The sequence below is a fragment of the Enterobacter cloacae complex sp. SHL022 genome, assembly GCF_049237785.1.
GTDB classification, from domain to species: domain Bacteria; phylum Pseudomonadota; class Gammaproteobacteria; order Enterobacterales; family Enterobacteriaceae; genus Enterobacter; species Enterobacter hormaechei_C.
In genome coordinates this window covers 200725-221221 of the sequence record NZ_JBMKJH010000005.1, presented here as the reverse complement: position 1 = coordinate 221221, position 20497 = coordinate 200725, and the positions used below count along the sequence as shown (strand labels likewise).

At 54.1% G+C, this 20497-nt stretch carries 21 protein-coding genes; 9 read left to right on the top strand and 12 right to left on the bottom strand.

The window, feature by feature from the left end; translation table 11 throughout:
- Positions 1-13: 13 nt before the first annotated feature.
- Genes ACOTZD_RS12415 through ACOTZD_RS12385 form a run of 7 tightly spaced genes read right to left on the bottom strand, consistent with a single transcriptional unit; the run spans position 14 to position 3366 of the window.
- Entirely contained in the window at positions 14-346 is a 333-nt protein-coding gene (locus ACOTZD_RS12415; RefSeq protein WP_421636281.1) for a hypothetical protein, read from the bottom strand.
- Positions 343-603: a DUF977 family protein gene (locus ACOTZD_RS12410; RefSeq protein WP_012132763.1), complete on the bottom strand. Its 261-nt coding sequence runs from the start codon at positions 601-603 to the stop codon at positions 343-345. The genes ACOTZD_RS12415 and ACOTZD_RS12410 overlap by 4 nt, the downstream gene beginning before the upstream one ends.
- Positions 604-606: 3 nt before the next feature.
- Entirely contained in the window at positions 607-1026 is a 420-nt protein-coding gene (locus tag ACOTZD_RS12405) for a PerC family transcriptional regulator (RefSeq protein ID WP_421636280.1), read from the bottom strand.
- 14 nt (positions 1027-1040) lie between these two features.
- Positions 1041-1586: a replication protein P gene (locus tag ACOTZD_RS12400; RefSeq protein WP_421636307.1), complete on the bottom strand. Its 546-nt coding sequence runs from the start codon at positions 1584-1586 to the stop codon at positions 1041-1043.
- Complete coding sequence (locus ACOTZD_RS12395; RefSeq protein ID WP_421636279.1) at positions 1498-2556, bottom strand: DnaT-like ssDNA-binding domain-containing protein; 1059 nt, start codon at positions 2554-2556, stop codon at positions 1498-1500. Before ACOTZD_RS12395 ends, ACOTZD_RS12400 begins: the two co-directional genes overlap by 89 nt.
- Before the next feature lie 36 nt (positions 2557-2592).
- Positions 2593-3147, bottom strand: a complete 555-nt coding sequence (locus tag ACOTZD_RS12390) for a toxin YdaT family protein (RefSeq protein WP_421636278.1) — start codon at positions 3145-3147, stop codon at positions 2593-2595.
- Positions 3148-3150: 3 nt separating this feature from the next.
- Positions 3151-3366, bottom strand: a complete 216-nt coding sequence (locus ACOTZD_RS12385) for a helix-turn-helix transcriptional regulator (RefSeq protein ID WP_072199678.1) — start codon at positions 3364-3366, stop codon at positions 3151-3153.
- Positions 3367-3472: 106 nt separating this feature from the next.
- Between ACOTZD_RS12385 and ACOTZD_RS12380 the strand changes: the two genes are divergently transcribed.
- The 7 genes from ACOTZD_RS12380 (at position 3473) to potD (ending at position 10589) form a co-directional block, all read left to right on the top strand.
- Positions 3473-3853: a helix-turn-helix domain-containing protein gene (locus ACOTZD_RS12380; protein ID WP_032658059.1), complete on the top strand. Its 381-nt coding sequence runs from the start codon at positions 3473-3475 to the stop codon at positions 3851-3853.
- 275 nt (positions 3854-4128) lie between these two features.
- Positions 4129-4317 (top strand): hypothetical protein, encoded by a 189-nt coding sequence (locus ACOTZD_RS12375; protein ID WP_126514699.1) that lies wholly within the window; start codon positions 4129-4131, stop codon positions 4315-4317.
- A gap of 272 nt (positions 4318-4589) precedes the next feature.
- The gene (locus tag ACOTZD_RS12370) at positions 4590-7154 is read left to right on the top strand and encodes a 3'-5' exoribonuclease domain-containing protein (protein WP_421636277.1); all 2565 of its coding nucleotides are present in this window, start codon (positions 4590-4592) and stop codon (positions 7152-7154) included.
- Between the two features lie 67 nt (positions 7155-7221).
- A complete protein-coding gene (locus ACOTZD_RS12365) occupies positions 7222-7485 on the top strand; it encodes a hypothetical protein (protein WP_023303435.1) in 264 nt (87 codons plus the stop codon).
- The gene (locus tag ACOTZD_RS12360; RefSeq protein WP_023303434.1) at positions 7460-8578 is read left to right on the top strand and encodes a phage integrase Arm DNA-binding domain-containing protein; all 1119 of its coding nucleotides are present in this window, start codon (positions 7460-7462) and stop codon (positions 8576-8578) included. The genes ACOTZD_RS12365 and ACOTZD_RS12360 overlap by 26 nt, the downstream gene beginning before the upstream one ends.
- Positions 8579-8766: 188 nt before the next feature.
- A complete protein-coding gene (potC, locus tag ACOTZD_RS12355; protein WP_015570805.1) occupies positions 8767-9558 on the top strand; it encodes a spermidine/putrescine ABC transporter permease PotC in 792 nt (263 codons plus the stop codon).
- The gene (potD, locus tag ACOTZD_RS12350) at positions 9555-10589 is read left to right on the top strand and encodes a spermidine/putrescine ABC transporter substrate-binding protein PotD (protein ID WP_022650796.1); all 1035 of its coding nucleotides are present in this window, start codon (positions 9555-9557) and stop codon (positions 10587-10589) included. Before potC ends, potD begins: the two co-directional genes overlap by 4 nt.
- 34 nt (positions 10590-10623) lie before the next feature.
- Here potD and cobB read toward each other — a convergent pair whose 3' ends face one another.
- From cobB to lolC, 5 genes are read right to left on the bottom strand one after another with little or no spacing between them, the layout of a single operon-like run.
- The gene (cobB, locus tag ACOTZD_RS12345; protein ID WP_022647760.1) at positions 10624-11445 is read right to left on the bottom strand and encodes a Sir2 family NAD+-dependent deacetylase; all 822 of its coding nucleotides are present in this window, start codon (positions 11443-11445) and stop codon (positions 10624-10626) included.
- A 14-nt stretch (positions 11446-11459) separates the two neighbouring features.
- Positions 11460-12371 carry an N-acetylglucosamine kinase gene (gene nagK, locus ACOTZD_RS12340; RefSeq protein WP_174402054.1) on the bottom strand — a complete coding sequence of 304 codons (912 nt, stop codon included), beginning with the start codon at positions 12369-12371 and terminating at the stop codon, positions 11460-11462.
- A gap of 54 nt (positions 12372-12425) precedes the next feature.
- A complete protein-coding gene (lolE, locus tag ACOTZD_RS12335; protein ID WP_003857918.1) occupies positions 12426-13670 on the bottom strand; it encodes a lipoprotein-releasing ABC transporter permease subunit LolE in 1245 nt (414 codons plus the stop codon).
- Positions 13670-14371, bottom strand: coding sequence for a lipoprotein-releasing ABC transporter ATP-binding protein LolD (lolD, locus tag ACOTZD_RS12330; RefSeq protein ID WP_015570809.1), 702 nt, complete (start codon positions 14369-14371; stop codon positions 13670-13672). Before lolD ends, lolE begins: the two co-directional genes overlap by 1 nt.
- Positions 14364-15563: a lipoprotein-releasing ABC transporter permease subunit LolC gene (gene lolC, locus ACOTZD_RS12325; protein ID WP_017384712.1), complete on the bottom strand. Its 1200-nt coding sequence runs from the start codon at positions 15561-15563 to the stop codon at positions 14364-14366. The genes lolD and lolC overlap by 8 nt, the downstream gene beginning before the upstream one ends.
- A 256-nt stretch (positions 15564-15819) precedes the next feature.
- Here lolC and ACOTZD_RS12320 point away from each other — a divergent pair, with 256 nt between their 5' ends.
- The gene (locus ACOTZD_RS12320; protein ID WP_023324461.1) at positions 15820-16893 is read left to right on the top strand and encodes an acyltransferase family protein; all 1074 of its coding nucleotides are present in this window, start codon (positions 15820-15822) and stop codon (positions 16891-16893) included.
- 145 nt (positions 16894-17038) lie between these two features.
- The gene (mfd, locus tag ACOTZD_RS12315; RefSeq protein ID WP_023315819.1) at positions 17039-20485 is read left to right on the top strand and encodes a transcription-repair coupling factor; all 3447 of its coding nucleotides are present in this window, start codon (positions 17039-17041) and stop codon (positions 20483-20485) included.
- Positions 20486-20497 lie beyond the last annotated feature (12 nt).

Below are 20497 nucleotides of genomic sequence, written 5' to 3'. Positions count from 1 at the left end.
AGGGGCGCATTCATCACTTCAATCCCTCCAGCATTGGTAGCCGGTACACAGGTACCGCTTTGTATTCCTCTCCCGGTGATTCTGCCATTTCGTTGAGGGCGCTAATTTCTGAGACTAAGGCATCCTCGCCATAAGCAACGCAGAACTCATCTAAATGCGCCTCGCCTTCCGAATCAGCTATGGCATACAGGAACGGCTCGGCCTTCAACACTGCCTGCGCAATTTTAGCCAGGCATTTATCCATCTGCGCCAGCTTGCTCTCAGGGAATCCGGCAACCATAGCGAGTCGCATTTCTGTACGCGCAATCAACTGCTCTTTGGTGAATTCTTTGGTAATTTTGCTCATGCAGCCGCCTTGTTGTGCGAAAAACGTTTCAGGTCAAAGTCGATTGTTGCCCGCAGGTCACGGAAGATACCGCAGCGCCCGTGACGAACCAGGCCACCCTGCTCTACCGCTACGCGAAGATATTTCTCCGCCGTGGTCCGGTGCAGGCCGAACATCGCAACGACATCATTCGTGGTGATGCGTCCCTGCTCCTTCACCAGTTCGATAATCCGGTTGATGATCAGGGTGCGTTCTTTGTCGGTTTTCTTTCTTGCCATCGGTTACGCCCTCCCTGCCATGCGAAGACAAACTTTCCGGCGCTTCGCTATTCGAGCTACCTCTACAGCGCTGCCGGCGATCCCAAACATGTCGGTGTACACAGCTGCTGCTCGCCGCCATAACCCCTTTTCCTCAAGTGCTTTCGCTTTCTGCTCTGCGGATTGCATCCTGACCGGATCGCTTTTTTCCACCATGCAGGGAAGGATCACATCCGGAATAACGGCATCTGGTGCCGCGGTGTACATAAACTGGCCCCCGCTACGCGCACGAACTAACACGCCTTCATTGCTTAACTCACGCAGTAACTTCCCTGATGCAGCGCTGGACATATCCAGTGCTTCGCAAATGTCGCCAACTGCGCTGTCCGGTTGGTAGCGCACGAAAATCGCCACCTGCTCTTTCTGGGTTAATGGTTTGGTCATTGGTCAAATCTCGATTAGTTGGTTAAACCTGCCGCTTTGCGGCGCTTGTACTCTTCCATCAGCAGCTGTGCCGGAGTTGGCCCTGCCGGATGCTGCGGTGCAGCAAGCTGGCGACGGATTGGTGGAACCGACAACCCGTTACTCACGTGCTTCGTCCATTTGGTCAATAACTTCTCAGCGAGTTTCTTCAGTTCCCCCTCAGTCATCTGGCGCTCTACGCCAGTCCTGCGCATTTCGATGCAGATGTGGTACAAAACCGGCTGCGGCCACGGGTATTTATCACTTCCCGAAAAACGATATGACTCGTTACGCCAACGGCGGTATTCAGTCATCACCCGATCCGATGTAAGCCCGAACGGGTTAGCGCCACTCTCAGAAACCAGCGATACGAACTCAGCCAGATCAGGAGGCCATGTGTTACCTATCGCGCAGCGCTCCATGCACTGCTGGCAAACCAGTTTAATCTGGGCTTCAGTCATCGAACCTATCTGAGCTATCCAGAGGGCCGTAGGCTCTGCCCCATTCTTCTGTGTCCATCGGTTCGAGAAGATTTCCCCCATCACCTGCCATAGCCGCCATGCCGTTTCCGTCGCCATCAAGTCCGTTCCGGCGTCGCCACTCTGCGTGTGCTGATTGAATTTGCTGAACAGCTCGGGATGCTGTTGGTTCTGATCGAACTGCTGCATTGTCGGTACCTCCGGATTGTGGTTTTGTCTGGACCTTTGCGCGATCCAGATGGCGGGCCAATTTTTGCTCCCACTGGATTTGATGAAAAACTTTCCCTTCGGCTTGCCAGTAAGCGATGAAACTACTCAGTTCCGCTTCAAAATTTATTCCCGCCTTCAACGGCATCCCCCACAAAACCGCCTGACGTTCAAAATCGACTGATGGTTTCCAGGCCTGATGCATCTGGAATTTCCCGAATGAATGCTGTGGTCCAAATCCGATACCGGGTTGGTTCGGATAATCTGGAATAGCAGGTTCGACCAGTTCGCTATGTGTGGGGTTTAGATCTTTATGGTTCCTTGGTAGATTCCGTGTCCCGTTTTTGGGACTGTTTAAAGGGAAAAACGGTACTCTTTGGTTAAAATTCAAACTATTAACAATCCCGATTTTGGTATTGTTATCCTCGTTAACAGTCCCGTTAATGGTACTGTTCGCATTAACAGCTCCGTTATCGGGATCATTTCGTTGAACAGTTCCCTTTTTGGTACCGTTTAAACGGTACCGATTTCGGGCTTGTTCTGCATCGGGGATGCTTTCTTCAACACCCACCAGCCTGTAAACAGGTATTTGTTTAGTCCTGCCACGCCGTTCCCCGGTGTCCACAACAAGGCCGATTTCCTGTAGATGCTGCAATCCTGCAAGCACAGTCTTTCTGTCCATCTCAGTAGCCTCTGCAAGCGCAGCGACAGATGGATAAGCGCATAAGTCAGCACCGCACATATCAGCCAGCCAGGTTAATATCGCCTTGCTGGAAGATTTTCCGGTTTTAACTTTTTTGGCCCACCGCATTGCATCAATGCTCATGAAGCCTCCGGGTTGATTTCATTGGTCAAAACTCGATTAAAAAAATTGCGGCGCTACGGCGCTAATACTCGCCAGTAGTGGTCCCGCCGTCTCAGCTGGTAGCATGTTGAATAGGGCGATTGCCGCTTCACGTATTTCTTTCTCAAGCTTCTGTAACGGAGCACCGAGAAGTTTCGCCTGGTGTGCCTCGCTGCATTCTTTGATTGCGCTCGCCACCAATTCGGTTTCTGTCTTTGCCTTACTGAGACCGTGCTTTCGGGCGATCTGAATAGGCATGGCAGCAATGATTGCGCCAGAAAGTTGCATGACGTAAGCGGTGTATTTATCAGACCCACTTTCGTTTTTCAGGTACCGGAAAAGATTCTGCTTATTAACCGCGATGCCGCGCCCACCACGCTTCGACCACTGCTCAGCCACCAGTTGCGCGATATTTTCCTGAGCCTGTCCTGGTAACGTTGACTCCCACTCCCGAACAGCCTCAAAGATGGTGCGACTGCGTATCGAGTCTCTTCGAGTAGGAGCAAACTGATTATTTGTTTTCAAAGAAATAAAAGTCTGGGGAATAGAATGTTCATAAGGGATCTGTTGCATGCCTCACTCCTTATGTGAGTTAGGTGGAAAAATGCTATCGAGGGTACATTGAGACCCGAGCTCATTAAATTTTTCGACTATGCGGCGGCAATCACTCAGATTTGGTTTGCGAGTGCCATTTTCATAGTTCGAGATGCGCGATTGGCGCCACCCAAACATCAACGCCAATTGCTCTTGTGTTAGTCCGAGAGATTGTCTCTCACTCGCTATATTGTTCATATTTGACCTCGTGCTTATCGATGGACGGAATTAAAACACGCTACGTGTTTGAATGTCAACACCATATGTTTTTGAGTGATAACACGCTACGTGGTAAAAAGAATTTATGAATACAAATGAACGAATTGCTGCGCGGCTTAAACAAGCCAGAGAACAAAAGGGACTGTCTCAGAAGGCACTCGCAGAGCTGTGTGGGTGGGCTCAATCTCGGATTGGCAATTATGAATCGGCTAGCAGAGCTATTGGTATTGATGATGCGATCGCTCTGGCAAAAGCTCTACGAATACCACCGGCAGAGCTAATATTTGGGCCCGAATCAACTCAGGAGTGGATAACTCCGCAACACAGAAAATTGATTGATTTGTTTGATCAGCTGCCTGAAGCCGAGCAAGAAAGGATGATCGATTTGTTTCAGGTTCGATTGAAAGAAATTGATGACTATGTGGAAAAGTATCTGCGTGGTCGTTTTAAATCTTCTGAAGACTGATCGCCCTTAGCATCACTGAAACCAGCCTGACGGCTGGTTTTTTTTGTTTCTTAACGCCCTACCTCAAAAAAATTTACCCGGCAAAAACACATCACGTGTTGACATAATATCACGATTTAAGTTTTACTATAAACACAGCACGGTCATCAAGGCAGGACGCCCACGAAGTAGCTGCCGGCGGCATACGAAACACCGGATGAGATGACCAATCAGAAATGCGCAGCAGGTTTCAACGTTCCGCCAGCCTGGCGTCAATGGCAAATAAGGGGCTCACCGTGGCTAAAAAGCAGTACACCGTCGTTGTCAGCTGTAGCAGTGGCTACCGCACTTATCGGGTAAAAGCAGAGGACTGGAAGGATGCAGATCGAATCGCTGAAGAGCGTCATATTGAGTTGCACCCAGAAGAGAAAAATTCAGAAATTGGTTTGGCCGCTGTAATTAAAGGCTGGCCTGAAGTTTGGTAAGAGGGGAAATTTATGATCGATTTTGCACGCAAACCAGCCCGGCGCCAAGCCGTGCACCTGCCCTACTTCTGGGCCGCTGTTCGCCGCATTTGCTATACCCTCGCCCAAAAAGGCGATCCGTCCGCTTTATAAAGCACAAAACCCGCGCAAGGCGGGTTAAGTACCCGGTCAGCCGACCAAAGCTTTCCGGAATCGAGTTTTGACCAATGACCACTACCCAAGGCGGCAATCATTAGCTGCGGGTATCTTACAACCAAAATTAAGGACCCGATATGGAATTTTTCTATTTTATTAAAGCAACCCAGAAATCAGGCAAAGAGGATGCCGTGATCTGGTTCACCGCTAAATCAGAAGCCCGCGCCAATTTGCAGCTGGATGTTGAGCTGGAAGATGCAGGCATTGAAACCGGCCGCGGCAAGGATTATGTCAAGCCTGTCCGCACCGATTTTCCGGTGTATAACGACCTGCCTGAAGAAAGTGCAGTAGATTACACATGGTGCAAACGCTACGAATTGCAGGACGATGGACGCACCTGGCTGCCGAAGGCAACTGCTGAGTCTGCTGGAGCCGTGGACAATACTGCCGCTCCGGAAACGACCGTTAAAGTTGAAACTATCGACGAGAGTGTGACGCTTGAAAACCGCACTCCAGCGGTCCGTTTTGCCTTCCATCTGACCAGCGACAAATATCAGACGCATATCAGTAAAGAGCAGCAGCAGGCTGCCAGCGAAATATCACTGGATGAAGGCAACACCTATCTCCAGAATCTGCTACTGGCGAAGAATGAAACCCCTGAAGTTGCCGAACTTAGCCTGAACGCTGAGTGGAAACTGATTCAGGCGATTAAGCAGGTATTCGCGCCAGATGAAGAGCACGAAGTAAAGCTACTTGCTACTTTCATGGCCGACTGGTTGAGAGTAGATGCCGGCGACCGCAATGAGTTAGTGAGAGAGTGGAGGAGCGGAAAGCTTACTCTGCTCAAATCAGAAAGAACCAGCGACGCCGGGGTTGAAACTGGTCATCATCTCGCAACTCATGATGGTATCCAGATCGGCGAGCACGATGATGAAAACACCCGTTATCCAGTGTGCAGAATGCCGTTCCGTAAGCAGCTTCTTGCTCAGTTCACCACCGACGAACTGCGCCACCACGTAACCCGCGAAGAATACGAAGCTATCAGCGCGCTGGAGATGGACACTGACAACAGCTACGTTCAGAACCTGCTGCTGGCGGCAGAAAACTGCGAGGAAGTTAAGGGTTACGATACCAAAGACCTCTGGCGCTACACCGACGCCATTCGCAAGGTGTTCAGCCAGGAGAAGCGTCACGAACTCGCTTTGGTTCTCCGTTTCACCAGAATCTGGGCAGAGACAGATTACATAGATCGTGGCCTGCTGATTAAAGAATGGGGTAAGGGTAATCGGGTGAGCGCGATTAACCGAACATCTTCCGGCGCGAATGCTGGCGGCGGTAATAAAACCGACCGACTGACACCACTAACTAAAACAGGCCGAGATTACGAATTAGCAATGGGGCTACTGGCGCGTCGGTTTGAGTTTGATATTTACGCTCCATCTCTTGAAATTGACGTAAAAGCCAATGCCATCATGAATCTCAACTGGCCTGGCGAAGATGATGTTCTGGACGAGTTTCTGGCGACATGCAAACTGTTTGACCAAATGCCAGGGGGTATGGATTATTCCCGCGCCTGTAACGTTGCAACAGTAAAAACCACCCCAGAAAATCTCTGGAAAGATCCGGTTAAACACCTCGAATATCTTAATCGTGTCATGACTGAAACCGATCATGCGCACCCTGATCAAACATTGGTTGATATCGCCTGTGGCCGCTCCTCCTTGCCTGTACCAATGACTGATGTGGCGCAACAATCAACTGATGATGTTGATCACCAGCTTGCTGTCGGTCGTGGGGAGTTCGTCCCGGGTATCAGTGACCCAGCAGATCCAAAATGGGACAGTGCCCACCGCCAACCGACCGCAACTCACGAAGAAAATTTGAAGCGGGTTCGTGAAGAAGGCGCCCTTCAGCGGGCTAACGCTGTAACTAAAATATCAGCAGAAGAAATTCAGGAAGTGGAGACCACCAGCAATGTGCAGATGGAAGAAACTGGCAATGATGAAACCACGAACGACGCTCCATTATCAGAGGGCCAGGAAGAAGTTATCGCAGGCGAAAGTCCTACTGAAATTGATAGCAACGCAACTGCCCTAAATAATAATTCCGGTCATCATAATGATGATGCGGCTGATATGCTCTTTACGCACCTTATGGTAGATGTTGAAAGCCTGGGCAAAAAGCCCGACGCGCCATTAGTTTCCATCGGAGCGGTATTCTTCGACCCAGCATCCGGCCAGACGGGACCTGAGTTTTATAAGGTGATCTCTCTCGAATCGGCTATGGAATGGGGCGGCGTTCCTGATGCCTCTACGATCCTCTTCTGGTTGAAAGCAACTCCTGAAGCTCGCTCAGAGATTGTTATGGATCATGCCATCCCACTGGATGATGCCCTCCTCCAGTTCAAGGATTTTATCGCCGAGAATGCAGCGAACGGCAAGGATTCAGTACAGGTCTGGGGAAATGGATCCAGCTTCGATAACGTCCTGCTTGAAAATTCATACGACCGAACCGGGATCCCTCGCCCCTGGAAATTCTGGAACAATCGTGACGTAAGAACCATCGTCGAACTTGGTAAAGCTGTGGGTTGTACGCCTCGCTATGAGATCCCTTTTGAAGGAGAACCGCATAAGGCTATTTCAGACGCACTTCACCAGGTCAAATACGTGTCAGCAATCTGGCAACGTCTGATTTCAAACTGATTATCAAAAATCAATATTCGCCAGCTGCCTCAACTATGATCGCAGCTGGCTGTCGAGAGTGATGGCTATGAGCGAACAATATCTGATACCCCTGGCGGAGTGGAAGTCCGGACGATTCGGATTTGAGATCACAAATACCACGCTGGTTAAGTATGGGAAGCTTGGCTATATCAATCCCAAACCTGAAAAAGTCCGTGGGCGATGGTGTGTTGACCGCAGCGCGATCTACGTCGGGCCAAGTGCTGCCGGGGTAGCTCCCGAAATTCACGAGGACGACGATGAAGCGTTGAAGGAGATCCTAAATCATGTCACCAAGGCCACGAAAAAATAGCATATCTATACCCGGGCTTTATGCCCGGTTTGACCGCCGCACGGACAAAACTTATTACCAGTACAAAAATCCTGTCACCGGCAAATTCCACGGGCTTGGTACCGACAAAGCCAAAGCGGAGAAAATCGCTGCTACAGCCAACCAGAGAATTGCAGCTGCTGAAGCCGATTACTTCCTTAAACAGATTGATGAAAAACCGGCAGCCAATAAAACTCGGGGAATTAGCCTTAAAGGCTGGGTCGTCAGGTACGAGAAAGTCCAGCGAACCAGGGTGAGCAATGGGGAGTTATCGGAAGGACGTTTCAAAGAAAAAATGAGGATGGCAAATTTGCTGGCAGAACGGCTGGGGAATCATCCATTGCGCAGCCTGGAGGTTCGTGATTTTTCCCTTCTCCTGGAAGAGTGGCTTGATAAAGGCCAGGCGAGTACAGCGCTGAATAATCGCGTGGTGTGGATAGATCTTTACCGTGAAGCGCAACATGCCGGTGAGGTACCGCCCGGCTGGAATCCCCCTGAGGCGACGCGTAAGCCAATACCAAAGGTTTCCCGCGCACGATTGAGCATCGAGGACTGGAAAGCGATTTTCCGCGTCGCTCCGGAAGGGCATTATATCCGCAACGCCATGTTGCTCGCATTGGTAGCCGGCCAGCGAAGAGAGGACATAGTCAGGATGAAATTCTCTGATGTGTGGGATGATCACTTACACGTGATCCAGGGAAAAACAGGGATGCGGCTGGCGTTACCGCTGTCACTTTACAGCGAAGCGGTCGGGATGACTCTCAGGGAAGTAATCGCAGGTTGCCGGGACCGAATAGTAAGCCCGTATCTGATTCATAGCCAGCTACAGAAGAAAGGCCAGCCAATGAGCAAAGATAACCTGAGTGATTATTTTGCTGAAGCCAGGGATAAGGCGGGCATTAAACCACCGGAGGGAAAAACACCAACAACATTTCACGAACAGCGCTCCCTGTCTGAACGTCTATATCGTGCTCAGGGGATCGACACGAAAACTCTGCTGGGTCATAAAGTACAGGCAACCACCGATAAATATAATGACACACGCGGGCAGGAATGGATCAAACTGGTCATTTGAATGGCCGTTTTTTCCCGATCACGAGAAAAATTATTGTAAAATGTGCGGCCTTAGTGATGGTCGCTCTGTTCTACATCGGTCATTAGTTTTGGTGAAAAGTTTTGGAGAGATTTTGGAGAAGAGAAAAAATTGAATATTTTCAAGGCTCTGAAAACATCACGCCTTCTGAATAAGAAGGTGGAGCTGGAATGATCGGTCGACTGCTTCGCGGCGGTTTTATGACCGCCATTTATGCGTATCTCTATATTCCGATAATCATTTTGATCGTGAACTCCTTTAACAGCTCACGCTTCGGGATCAACTGGCAAGGGTTTACCACCAAATGGTATGGCCTGCTGATGAACAATGACAGCCTGCTACAGGCCGCTCAGCACTCGCTGACGATGGCGGTATTTTCTGCCACCTTCGCGACGCTGATTGGCTCGTTGACCGCCGTGGCACTGTACCGCTACCGTTTTCGCGGTAAGCCGTTCGTCAGCGGTATGCTGTTTGTGGTGATGATGTCCCCGGATATCGTGATGGCCATTTCACTGCTGGTGCTGTTTATGCTGCTGGGCGTCCAGCTCGGTTTCTGGTCGCTGCTGTTCTCGCATATCACCTTCTGTCTGCCGTTTGTGGTGGTAACCGTCTACGCGCGTCTGAAAGGGTTCGACGTACGCATGCTGGAAGCGGCGAAAGATCTGGGTGCCAGCGAGATGACCATTCTGCGCAAAATCATTCTGCCGCTGGCGATGCCCGCCGTGGCAGCAGGATGGCTGCTCAGCTTTACCCTGTCGATGGACGACGTGGTCGTGTCCTCCTTCGTCACCGGGCCGAGCTATGAAATTCTGCCGTTGAAGATCTACTCAATGGTTAAAGTCGGTGTTTCACCCGAAGTGAACGCGCTGGCGACTATTCTGTTGGTGTTATCGCTGGTTCTGGTGATTGCCAGCCAGGTTATTGCTCGTGATAAAACAAAATCTCAGGGGACACAGAAATGAAAAAAATGCTTGCCGCTGCGGCACTGGTGCTCGGAATGGGCGCTGCGCATGCTGATGACAGCAAAACGCTCTATTTCTACAACTGGACCGAGTATGTGCCGCCGGGCCTGCTGGAGCAGTTCACCAAAGAGACAGGCATCAAGGTGATCTATTCGACCTACGAGTCGAATGAAACCATGTACGCCAAGCTCAAAACCTATAAAGATGGCGCGTATGACCTGGTGGTGCCGTCGACCTATTTCGTCGACAAGATGCGCAAAGAAGGCATGATCCAGAAGATCGACAAAACGAAGCTAACCAATTTTTCTAACCTCGATCCTGAGATGCTAAACAAGCCGTTCGACCCGAACAACGACTACTCCATTCCGTACATCTGGGGCGCGACGGCAATTGGCATCAACAGCGATGCCATTGATCCCAAAACGGTTTCATCCTGGGCTGACCTGTGGAAGCCGGAATACAAAAGCAGCCTGCTGTTAACCGACGATGCGCGCGAAGTGTTCCAGGTGGCGCTGCGTAAACTCGGCTATTCCGGCAACACCACCGATCCGAAAGAAATCGAAGCAGCGTATAACGAACTGAAAAAGCTGATGCCAAACGTGGCGGCGTTCAACTCGGATAACCCGGCTAACCCGTATATGGAAGGTGAAGTGAATCTGGGGATGGTCTGGAATGGCTCTGCGTTTGTGGCGCGTCAGGCCGGGACGCCGCTTGAGGTGGTCTGGCCGAAAGAGGGCGGCATCTTCTGGATGGACAGCCTCGCGATCCCGGCGAATGCGAAAAACGTCGAGGGTGCCCTGAAGCTGATCAACTTCCTGCTGCGCCCGGATGTGGCAAAAGAGGTGGCGGAAACGATCGGCTACCCGACGCCAAACCTGGCCGCACGGAAGCTTTTAAGCCCTGAAGTGGCAAATGATAAATCGCTTTATCCGGACGCTGAAACCATCAGCAAAGGGGAATGGCAGAACGACGTCGGTGACGCGAGCCGCCTGTATGAAGAATATTATCAGAAGCTAAAAGCAGGCCGTTAATGCATAACGGGCGACGCAATGTCGCCCGTTACTCTTATAGCCCCTTCAGGAGTTTATCCACAAAGGCTGGCACCACCTCGCTCGCCAGACCGTAATGTTTCTCTTCAAACTCACTCCCGACCTGGCTTGGCTCCAGATTAAGCTCCACCGTATGGGCACCTTGAAGTCGCGCTTCGTGAACAAATCCCGCCGCCGGATAGACATGTCCCGAAGTACCAATGGCGATAAAGACGTCCGCCATGGCCAGGGCGCTGTAGATCTCATCCATTCCCAGCGGCATTTCGCCAAACCAGACCACATGCGGACGCAGACGCGAAGGGAACTGACAGCAGTGGCAGCGGTCTTCGTCCAGCACGTCCTCTTTCCACTCCAGCACCTGACCACTCCATGCGCACCGCACCTTGAGCAGTTCGCCGTGCATGTGAATGATGTTGTGGTTTCCGGCCCTTTCGTGAAGATTGTCGATGTTCTGCGTGACCAGCAGAAAACGATCCCCCAGCGCTTCCTCCAGCTTTGCCAGCGCCAGGTGCGCCGCATTCGGCGCAATCTCCGGCTGCTGAAGCTGGCGACGGCGGGCGTTGTAGAACGCCTGCACCAGCGCCGGGTCGCGGGCGAAACCTTCCGGCGTCGCCACATCTTCAACTCGGTGTTCTTCCCACAGTCCATCCGCTGCGCGGAAAGTCTGAATACCGGATTCGGCGGAGATCCCCGCCCCGGTCAACACCACCACTCTGGGTTTATCCATCGCTTCTGGCATCATCCTGTCTCTGAAAAAGATCCGCTGACGCAGGCGTTCACGTAAGCGGCGTTTATTTTTGCGAAAACGGCTGAGTCGACCCTGGCGACGCGACAGCATAATAACCTCGTAAACTAATCGGTGAGATGAAGGAATGCGGCTCCGCGCATGCCTCCTGCGTCCCCGTGTCGCGCACGCTCAATGCGCGGCACGCGGGCGACCGGCAATAAATGTCGGGTCAGACGCCCGGACAACTGTTCCGTAATCGCAGTGAAATTTGACAGCCCTCCCCCGATCACCAGCAGATCCGGATCGACGATAGTCAGGATATTCCCCAGACACACCGCCAGCAGATCCAGATAGCGCTCGACGTACTCACGCGCCTGCGCATCCCCCTGCTCCCACAGGGTAATGATTTGAGGGGCCTCAAGTTTCTGATGATAGAAGTGTTCGTAAAGCCATGCAAACCCGCGGCCTGATAGGTAGTTCTCAATACAGCCGTGCTGCCCACAGCCGCAGCGGGTCAGCGGGAAATCACGTCCGACGACCTCCAGAGCATCCACCGGCAGGCGGATATGGCCAAATTCGCCGGTGATGTAGCTGCGCCCGGTAATGGGCTTACCGTTAATGACAATCCCGCCACCGACGCCCGTTCCGAGGATCAGCCCCATCACCAGCGGGAAGCGACGGAATTCATCATCCCAGGCTTCAGAGAGCGCGAAGCAGTTGGCATCGTTATCTAAACGCACGTCGCGTTCAAGGAGCGCGGAGAGATCGGCCCGCAGCGGTTTGCCGCTGGCGGCAGGCACGTTGGCCGCGTACAGCGTGCCATCGTCGGTTTCGGGCATACCCGGAATACCAATGCCAACGCTGCCTTTGACGCCAAAGCGTTCATCCGCTTGCGCCACCAGCGCGGCAATGGCGGTTAAAAATTCATCGTAGCTTTCGCGCGGCGTGGGGACGCGGGTTTCCCATTGTAGCTTAAGATCTTTATCGAACACGCCGAGCGCAATCTTGGTGCCGCCAATATCAAATCCGTAATACATGATGCATTCCTCTGTTTGATTCAGCGGCCAAAAGACCGCTAAACCATGACGAAATTACTGGCCACTTAATACCCTCGCCGGATCAATTCGGCTAGCGCGACGCGCCGGATACCAGCTTGCCAGCAGACTCAGTAAAAGTGCTGTAACCAGCACATAAATAACGTCCAGCCAGTGCAGTTCAGACGGCAGGAAGTCAATAAAATAGATATCGCCTGACAGGAACTGATGGCCAATAAGCGCTTCAATCCCGTTGATAATCGGCGTCAGCTGAAGGGAAACCACCACGCCGATCGCCACGCCGCAGAGGCTGCCAAACAGCCCCGCCAGTAAACCGTACCAGACGAAGATGGCGCGAATAAGACCGTCTTTCGCCCCTAAGGTACGCAGCACGGCGATGTCGCCGCTCTTATCCTTAACGGCCATCACCAGCGTCGAGACGATATTAAAACACGCCACCCCAATCACCAGCACCATCGCCAGATACATAATCGCGCGGATCATCTGGATATCACGGTACATATACCCGTAAGTGCCGATCCAGCTTTTGATGTAGACATAGTTATTGGTCACGCTGCCAGCGTCACGCACCAGTTTATTGGCGTTGAAGACGTCGTTAACCTTAATGGCAATGCCCGTCACGCTGTCGCTCATATCCAGATACTGGCGTGCATCTTCCAGCGGCACCATCGCGAAGCTGTGATCGAGCTGGCCGCTCAGCTGCAAAATACCGGTGACGTGCAGACGTACGCGCTTAGGCTGCTGCAATTTGTGATCAGCGCTGGCGTTCGGGATCATGATCGAGACCCAGTCGCCCTGCTTCACCTTCAGCGCATCGGCAACGCCTTTGCCCATGATAATCTGCTGCTCGCCGGCCTTAAAGTTTGCCCATGCGCCATTTTGCACATAGCGCGGCAGCGCGCTCAGACGCTCTTCCTGACGAGGATTTACCCCTTTCACCTGAATGGCGCGCAGGTTTACCCCGCTCTCTACCAGCCCGGTAAAGTTAATGTAAGGTGCAGCCGCCGCAATACCGGGCACCTTTTCCACTTTGTTCAGGGCATCCTGCCAGTTGGACCACGGCTGGTTAACCGGCTCGATTTCACCGTGAGGGACAACGGCCAGAATGCGGTTATTCAGTTCACGCTCAAAGCCATTCATGGCGCTTAAGCCCACAATCAGCACCGCCACGCCCAGGGCGATACCGATGGTGGAGATCACGGAGATAAGGGAAACCATCCCGCTCCGGCGACGACCGCGGCTAAAGCGTAACCCGATGAGTAACGATAACGGTGAAGCCATTACTCCGCTCCCATCAGCGTCAGTTCAGCATTCAGACGACCGTCGCGCATTTCCAGCTGACGCCCCATCCGCTTAGCCAGTTGTAAATCGTGGGTGACCACCAGAAACGCGGTTCCCTGCGCGGCGTTCAGTTCGCCGAGAAGCTGGAAAATGCTGTCTGCGTTACGCGCATCGAGGTTACCTGTCGGTTCATCCGCCAGCACCAGGCGCGGGTTGTTGACCAGCGCACGGGCGATGGCCACACGCTGACGCTCACCGCCTGAAAGCTCAGACGGACGGTGATTCCCGCGATGACCCAGCCCTACCGCTTTTAGCATGTCGCTGGCGCGGGCATTAATTTCCGCGGGTTTCTTTTTACCAATCAGCAGCGGCATTGCGACGTTTTCCAGCGCCGTAAAGTCCGGCAGCAGATGGTGGAACTGGTAGATAAAACCCAGCTCACGGTTACGCAGCTCGGCTTTCGCCGTAGACGACATTTTACTCAGCGGCTGCCCGGAGAAGATCACATCGCCTTCGGTTGGCGTGTCCAGCCCGCCAAGCAGGTGCAGCAACGTACTTTTACCGGAGCCAGAGCTGCCGACAATCGCCATCATCTCGCCTTCGCCCACGCTAAAACTCACATTGTGCAACACGTCGGTCTGCACAGTGCCTTCCTGATAGCGTTTGGACAGGTTGTCGCACTGCAACAGGATCTTATTCATAACGTAAAGCCTCAGCGGGTTGAGTGGCGGCAGCCCGCCAGGAAGGATAAAGCGTAGAAAGCAGCGCAATGGCCATCGCGGCCAACGCAATACCGACCACCTGGAGCGGCTCGATAGCCACCGGCAGCGCCGCGCCATCAAGCAGCGCGCCGATAATCGGCATGAGATTGTTGAGCTGGCTGGCGAGCAGCGCCCCCAGCGCCGCGCCGAGCAGCGCGCCGATGATGCCGGCGCTGGCGCCCTGGACCATAAATACCGCCATGATCTGGCGCGGAGTCAGCCCCTGGGTTTGCAGAATGGCGACTTCGCCTTGCTTCTCCATCACCATCAGCCCGAGCGAGGTGATGATATTAAACGCGGCAACGGCCACGATCAGGCTCAGCAGCAGCCCCATCATGTTTTTCTCCATGCGCACGGCCTGGAACAGTTCGCCTTTCCGGTCGCGCCAGTCCTGCCATTTCGTCCCTTCCGGTAGCGTCTGCTGGCTGAGGGTATCCACCTTCAGCGGCGCATCAAGCCACAGACGCCAGCCGGTAATATTTCCCGCGGGGTAGCGCATCAGACGCGAGGCGTCCTGAATGTTCACCAACATCTGGTAACCATCAACTTCGCTGTTCGCCGCAAACGTGCCAATCACGTTGAACAGGCGCTGGCTTGGCAGACGCCCCATCGGCGTAAACTGACTGGCTGACGGCACCATCACGCGCAGCTGATCGCCACGGTTGACCCCGAGCTGCCCGGCAAGCTGCTCGCCGAGGATGACGTTGTATTTACCCGCTTCCAGGTCGGTTTGTTTCACATTGACCAGGAACGGCGTCAGCGGATCTTTTTGCGCGGGATCGATACCCAGCATCACCCCGACCGCCACGCTACGGGCGCTTTGCAGCACCACATCGCCCGTCGTGAGCGGCGCAACGCGCGTGACACCCTGTAACTTCACCGCGCTTTCCGGCAGCTGTTGCGGATTAACGGAACCCTGAGTGGAAGAGAGAACGGCCTGCGGCATCAGCCCCAGGATATTGTTTTGCAGCTCGCGCTCGAAGCCGTTCATGACGGAAAGCACCGTCACCAGTGCCATCACGCCAAGCGTAATGCCAATAGTCGAAAGCCAGGAGACAAAGCGACCGAAGCGGTCCGCGGCGCGCCCACGCATGTAACGTAAGCCTATAAAGAGTGCGACAGGTTGATACATGAAATCCGTCTGTTTGCTGATAGCAGACCCACGAGTATATAAGCGAATCCGTTAAGCGTAAATGACTGAAACCGTAAGATTCGGTAATCATTTTTCCGAAAAATTCAGATAAATCATCATGCTACTGACTGAACTTCCGCCAGACAGCCTCCACCTTTTCCGAAAATCGTCCTGATACAGACTGTTACCCATTACATCAGGGCTTCATTTTACAACAATCGGCGTTTCGTTTATGGCAACAAGGTCGTCACGCACCATGAAACAAAAAGCATTATGGATTAACCAGATAAAAGGCCTGTGCATCTGCCTGGTGGTAATTTACCACTCGGTGATCACCTTTTATCCTCACCTTGACGGGCTACAGCATCCGTTATCGGGCCTGCTCGCCAAATGCTGGGTCTACTTTAATCTTTACCTTGCCCCGTTCCGTATGCCGGTGTTTTTCTTTATCTCCGGCTATTTGATCCGTCGTTATATTGACGAGGTGAACTGGCGCACCAGTCTCGACAAGCGGATCTGGAGCATCGTCTGGGTTTTGGCCCTGTGGGGCGTCCTGCAATGGCAGGCGCTGACCCATCTGAATGCCTGGCTCGCCCCCGAGCGAGAACTGGCGACAGCATCCAATGCGGCCTACGCCGATTCCGTTTCAGGGTTTGTACTGGGAATGCTCACGGCCAGCACCAGCCTGTGGTATTTGTACGCGTTAGTGGTCTACTTTACGCTCTGTAAGCTGCTGAGCCGCTGGAAACTGCCGATGCTGGGGATTCTGGCGCTGGCAAGCATCGCCATCAACTTCCTGCCGTTACCGTGGTGGGGAATGAACAGCGTGGTGCGCAACATGATCTACTACAGCCTCGGCGCATGGTACGGCGCGCAGTTGATGGCGTGGATGAAAGGGATGAATTTGCGCCGCAGCTGGCTGGTACTTATCGCCTCTGGCGCGGTGTCGGTAGTGCTGTGGTTCGCTAATGTTCCTCTGCCGCTCTCACTGCTGTCGATCGTAGTCATCATGAAGCTCTTTTACAGCTTCGAGCAGCGTTATGCCGTTCATCCCAATAATCTGCTGAACGTCATCGGTTCAAACACCATCGCGATTTATACCACCCACCGCATTTTAATTGAGGCGTTTAGCCTGCTCCTGATTCGCGAAATGAATGCGGCGTACTGGCCGATCTGGGCGGAGTTAACGCTGATTCTGGTCTATCCGTTTATCAGCCTGCTCGTCTGCACGCTGGTTGGGCTGGGGGCACGTAAGCTCTCAACCGCCCTCTTTGGCGACCTTTTCTTCTCCCCTCCCGCGCGGCTTTCTCCACAGACTGCTACCCGTTAATCTCCTCGGCCCCCATCCGGGGGCACTTTCCCTCTTGTGCGGTTACGATTTGCTTATGCATAACGATCGAGGATAATAAAGACATTGCGTATCAGTGATATGCCCCAATACTGTTGGTATATCCCCAAGAGACTCTGACATAGCCATGCCTGAACACTATCGTTTTTCCTTGCCTGTAAAAGCAGGTGACCAACGCCAGCTGGGCGAACTGACAGGCGCGGCCTGCGCCACGCTGGTGGCGGAAATTGCCGAGCGGCATCCAGGGCCGGTGGTGCTGGTTGCCCCGGACATGCAAAACGCCCTGCGCCTGCACGACGAAATTCGTCAGTTCACCGACAGTCTGGTATTCAGCCTGGCCGACTGGGAAACGCTTCCCTACGACAGTTTCTCTCCGCACCAGGAGATCATCTCCTCGCGCCTGTCGACGCTGTATCAGCTCCCCACCATGCAGCGCGGCGTGCTGATTGTGCCGGTGAATACCCTGATGCAGCGTGTCTGCCCGCACAGCTATTTGCACGGCCATGCGCTGGTGATGAAAAAAGGCCAGCGCCTGTCGCGCGATGCCCTGCGCGTGCAGCTGGATGGAGCCGGCTATCGACATGTCGATCAGGTGATGGAGCACGGCGAATACGCGACGCGCGGTGCGCTGCTTGATCTCTATCCGATGGGCAGCGATCAGCCGTACCGTCTGGATTTCTTCGATGATGAGATCGACAGCCTGCGCGTGTTCGACGCCGACACCCAGCGCACGCTGGAGGAAGTGGACTCTATTAATCTGCTGCCCGCCCATGAGTTCCCGACGGATAAAACCGCCATCGAACTGTTCCGCAGCCAGTGGCGCGACAGGTTCGACGTGAAGCGTGATGCCGAACATATCTACCAGCAGGTCAGCAAAGGCACCCTTCCGGCCGGGATCGAGTACTGGCAGCCCCTGTTCTTTAACGAACCGCTGCCGGCGCTGTTCAGCTACTTCCCGGCAAATACGCTGATTGTTAACACCGGGGATATCGACGCCAGCGCCAGCCGCTTTGAAAGCGAAACGCGCGCCCGCTTTGAAAACCGGGGCGTTGACCCGATGCGTCCGCTGCTGCCGCCGGAAATGCTGTGGCTGCGTACCGACGAGCTCAACGCCGAGCTGAAACGCTGGCCGCGTATGCAGCTCAAAACCGATTCGCTTGCCGATAAGGCCGCCAACACTAACCTCGCCTTCCGGATGCTGCCTGACCTGGCCGTTCAGGCGCAGCAGAAATCCCCGCTCGATAATCTGCGCAAGTTTCTTGAGTCCTTCACCGGGCCGGTGGTCTTCTCCGTTGAAAGTGAAGGTCGCCGTGAAGCGCTGGGCGAACTGCTGGGAAGGATCAAAGTCGCGCCAAAGCGTATTCTTCGCCTGAGCGAAGCGACCGGAAATGGCCGTTACCTGATGATCGGCGCCGCCGAGCACGGATTCATTGATACGCTCAATAACCTGGCGTTGATATGTGAAAGCGACCTGCTGGGCGAGCGCGTCGCGCGCCGTCGTCAGGACAGCCGTCGCACCATCAACCCGGACACCCTGATCCGCAACCTGGCCGAACTGCACCCCGGTCAGCCGATTGTTCACCTGGAACACGGTGTGGGTCGCTATCAGGGGATGACCACCCTCGAAGCAGGTGGCATCAAAGGTGAATACCTGATGCTGACCTACGCTAACGACGCCAAGCTGTATGTTCCGGTGTCGTCCCTGCATCTGATCAGCCGCTACGCCGGGGGCGCGGAAGAGAATGCGCCGCTGCACAAGCTGGGCGGCGATGCCTGGGCGCGTGCACGCCAGAAAGCGGCGGAAAAAGTGCGCGACGTGGCCGCCGAGCTGCTGGATATTTACGCTCAGCGTGCGGCCAAAGAAGGGTATGCGTTTAAGCATGATAAAGAGCAGTACCAGCTGTTCTGCGACAGCTTCCCGTTTGAAACTACGCCGGATCAGGCCCAGGCCATCAACGCCGTGCTGAGCGACATGTGCCAGCCGCTGGCGATGGATCGCTTAGTCTGCGGCGACGTGGGCTTCGGTAAAACCGAGGTGGCGATGCGCGCCGCTTTCCTGGCGGTTGAGAACAACAAGCAGGTGGCGGTGCTGGTGCCGACCACCCTTCTTGCCCAGCAGCACTTCGACAACTTCCGCGACCGCTTCGCCAACTGGCCGGTACGTATCGAAATGTTGTCCCGCTTCCGCAGTGCCAAAGAGCAGACGCAGATCCTGGAACAGGCAAGTGAAGGCAAAATTGATATTCTGATCGGCACTCACAAGCTGCTGCAAAGTGACGTGAAGTGGAAAGATCTGGGGTTGCTGATCGTTGACGAAGAGCACCGCTTCGGGGTGCGCCACAAAGAGCGCATCAAAGCGATGCGCGCCAACGTCGACATTCTGACCCTGACCGCAACGCCGATCCCGCGCACCCTGAACATGGCGATGAGCGGCATGCGCGATCTGTCGATAATCGCTACCCCACCGGCGCGCCGTCTGGCGGTGAAAACCTTTGTTCGCGAGTACGACAATCTGGTGGTGCGCGAGGCGATCCTGCGCGAAGTGCTGCGCGGTGGCCAGGTCTATTACCTGTACAACGACGTTGAAAATATTCAGAAAGCCGCCGACAGGCTGGCAGAGCTGGTGCCGGAAGCGCGCATCGCCATTGGTCACGGCCAGATGCGCGAGCGCGAGCTGGAGCGGGTAATGAACGATTTCCACCACCAGCGTTTCAACGTGCTGGTGTGTACCACCATCATTGAGACCGGAATCGACATTCCGACGGCGAACACCATCATCATCGAACGGGCGGATCACTTCGGCCTGGCTCAGCTGCACCAGCTGCGCGGGCGGGTCGGGCGTTCGCACCATCAGGCCTACGCCTGGCTGCTGACGCCGCATCCGAAGGCAATGACCACCGACGCGCAAAAGCGTCTGGAAGCGATCGCCTCGCTGGAAGATCTGGGCGCTGGCTTTGCGCTGGCGACCCACGACCTGGAGATCCGCGGCGCCGGTGAGCTGCTGGGTGAAGACCAGAGCGGCTCCATGGAAACCATCGGTTTCTCGCTGTATATGGAGCTGCTGGAAAATGCCGTCGACGCGCTTAAAGCCGGACGTGAACCGTCTCTGGAAGATCTCACCAGCCAGCAGACCGAAGTGGAACTGCGCATGCCTTCCCTGCTGCCGGATGATTTTATTCCTGACGTGAATACCCGTCTGTCGTTCTACAAACGCATTGCCAGCGCGAAAAGCGAAGGCGAGCTGGAAGAGATCAAAGTCGAACTGATTGACCGTTTTGGGATATTGCCCGATGCGGCGCGCAACCTGCTGGATATTGCCCGCCTGCGTCAGCAGGCGCAGAAGCTGGGCATTCGCAAACTTGAAGGCAATGAGAAAGGCGGCGTAATTGAGTTTGCCGAAAAGAACCACGTCGATCCGATGTGGCTGATTGGCCTCCTGCAAAAACAGCCGCAGCATTTCCGTCTTGATGGCCCTACGCGTCTGAAATTTACTCAGGATCTGACGGAACGTAAAACCCGCATGGACTGGGTGCGTAACTTTATGCGTCAGTTGGAAGAGAACGCCATCGCATAACGGTTTCCCCCG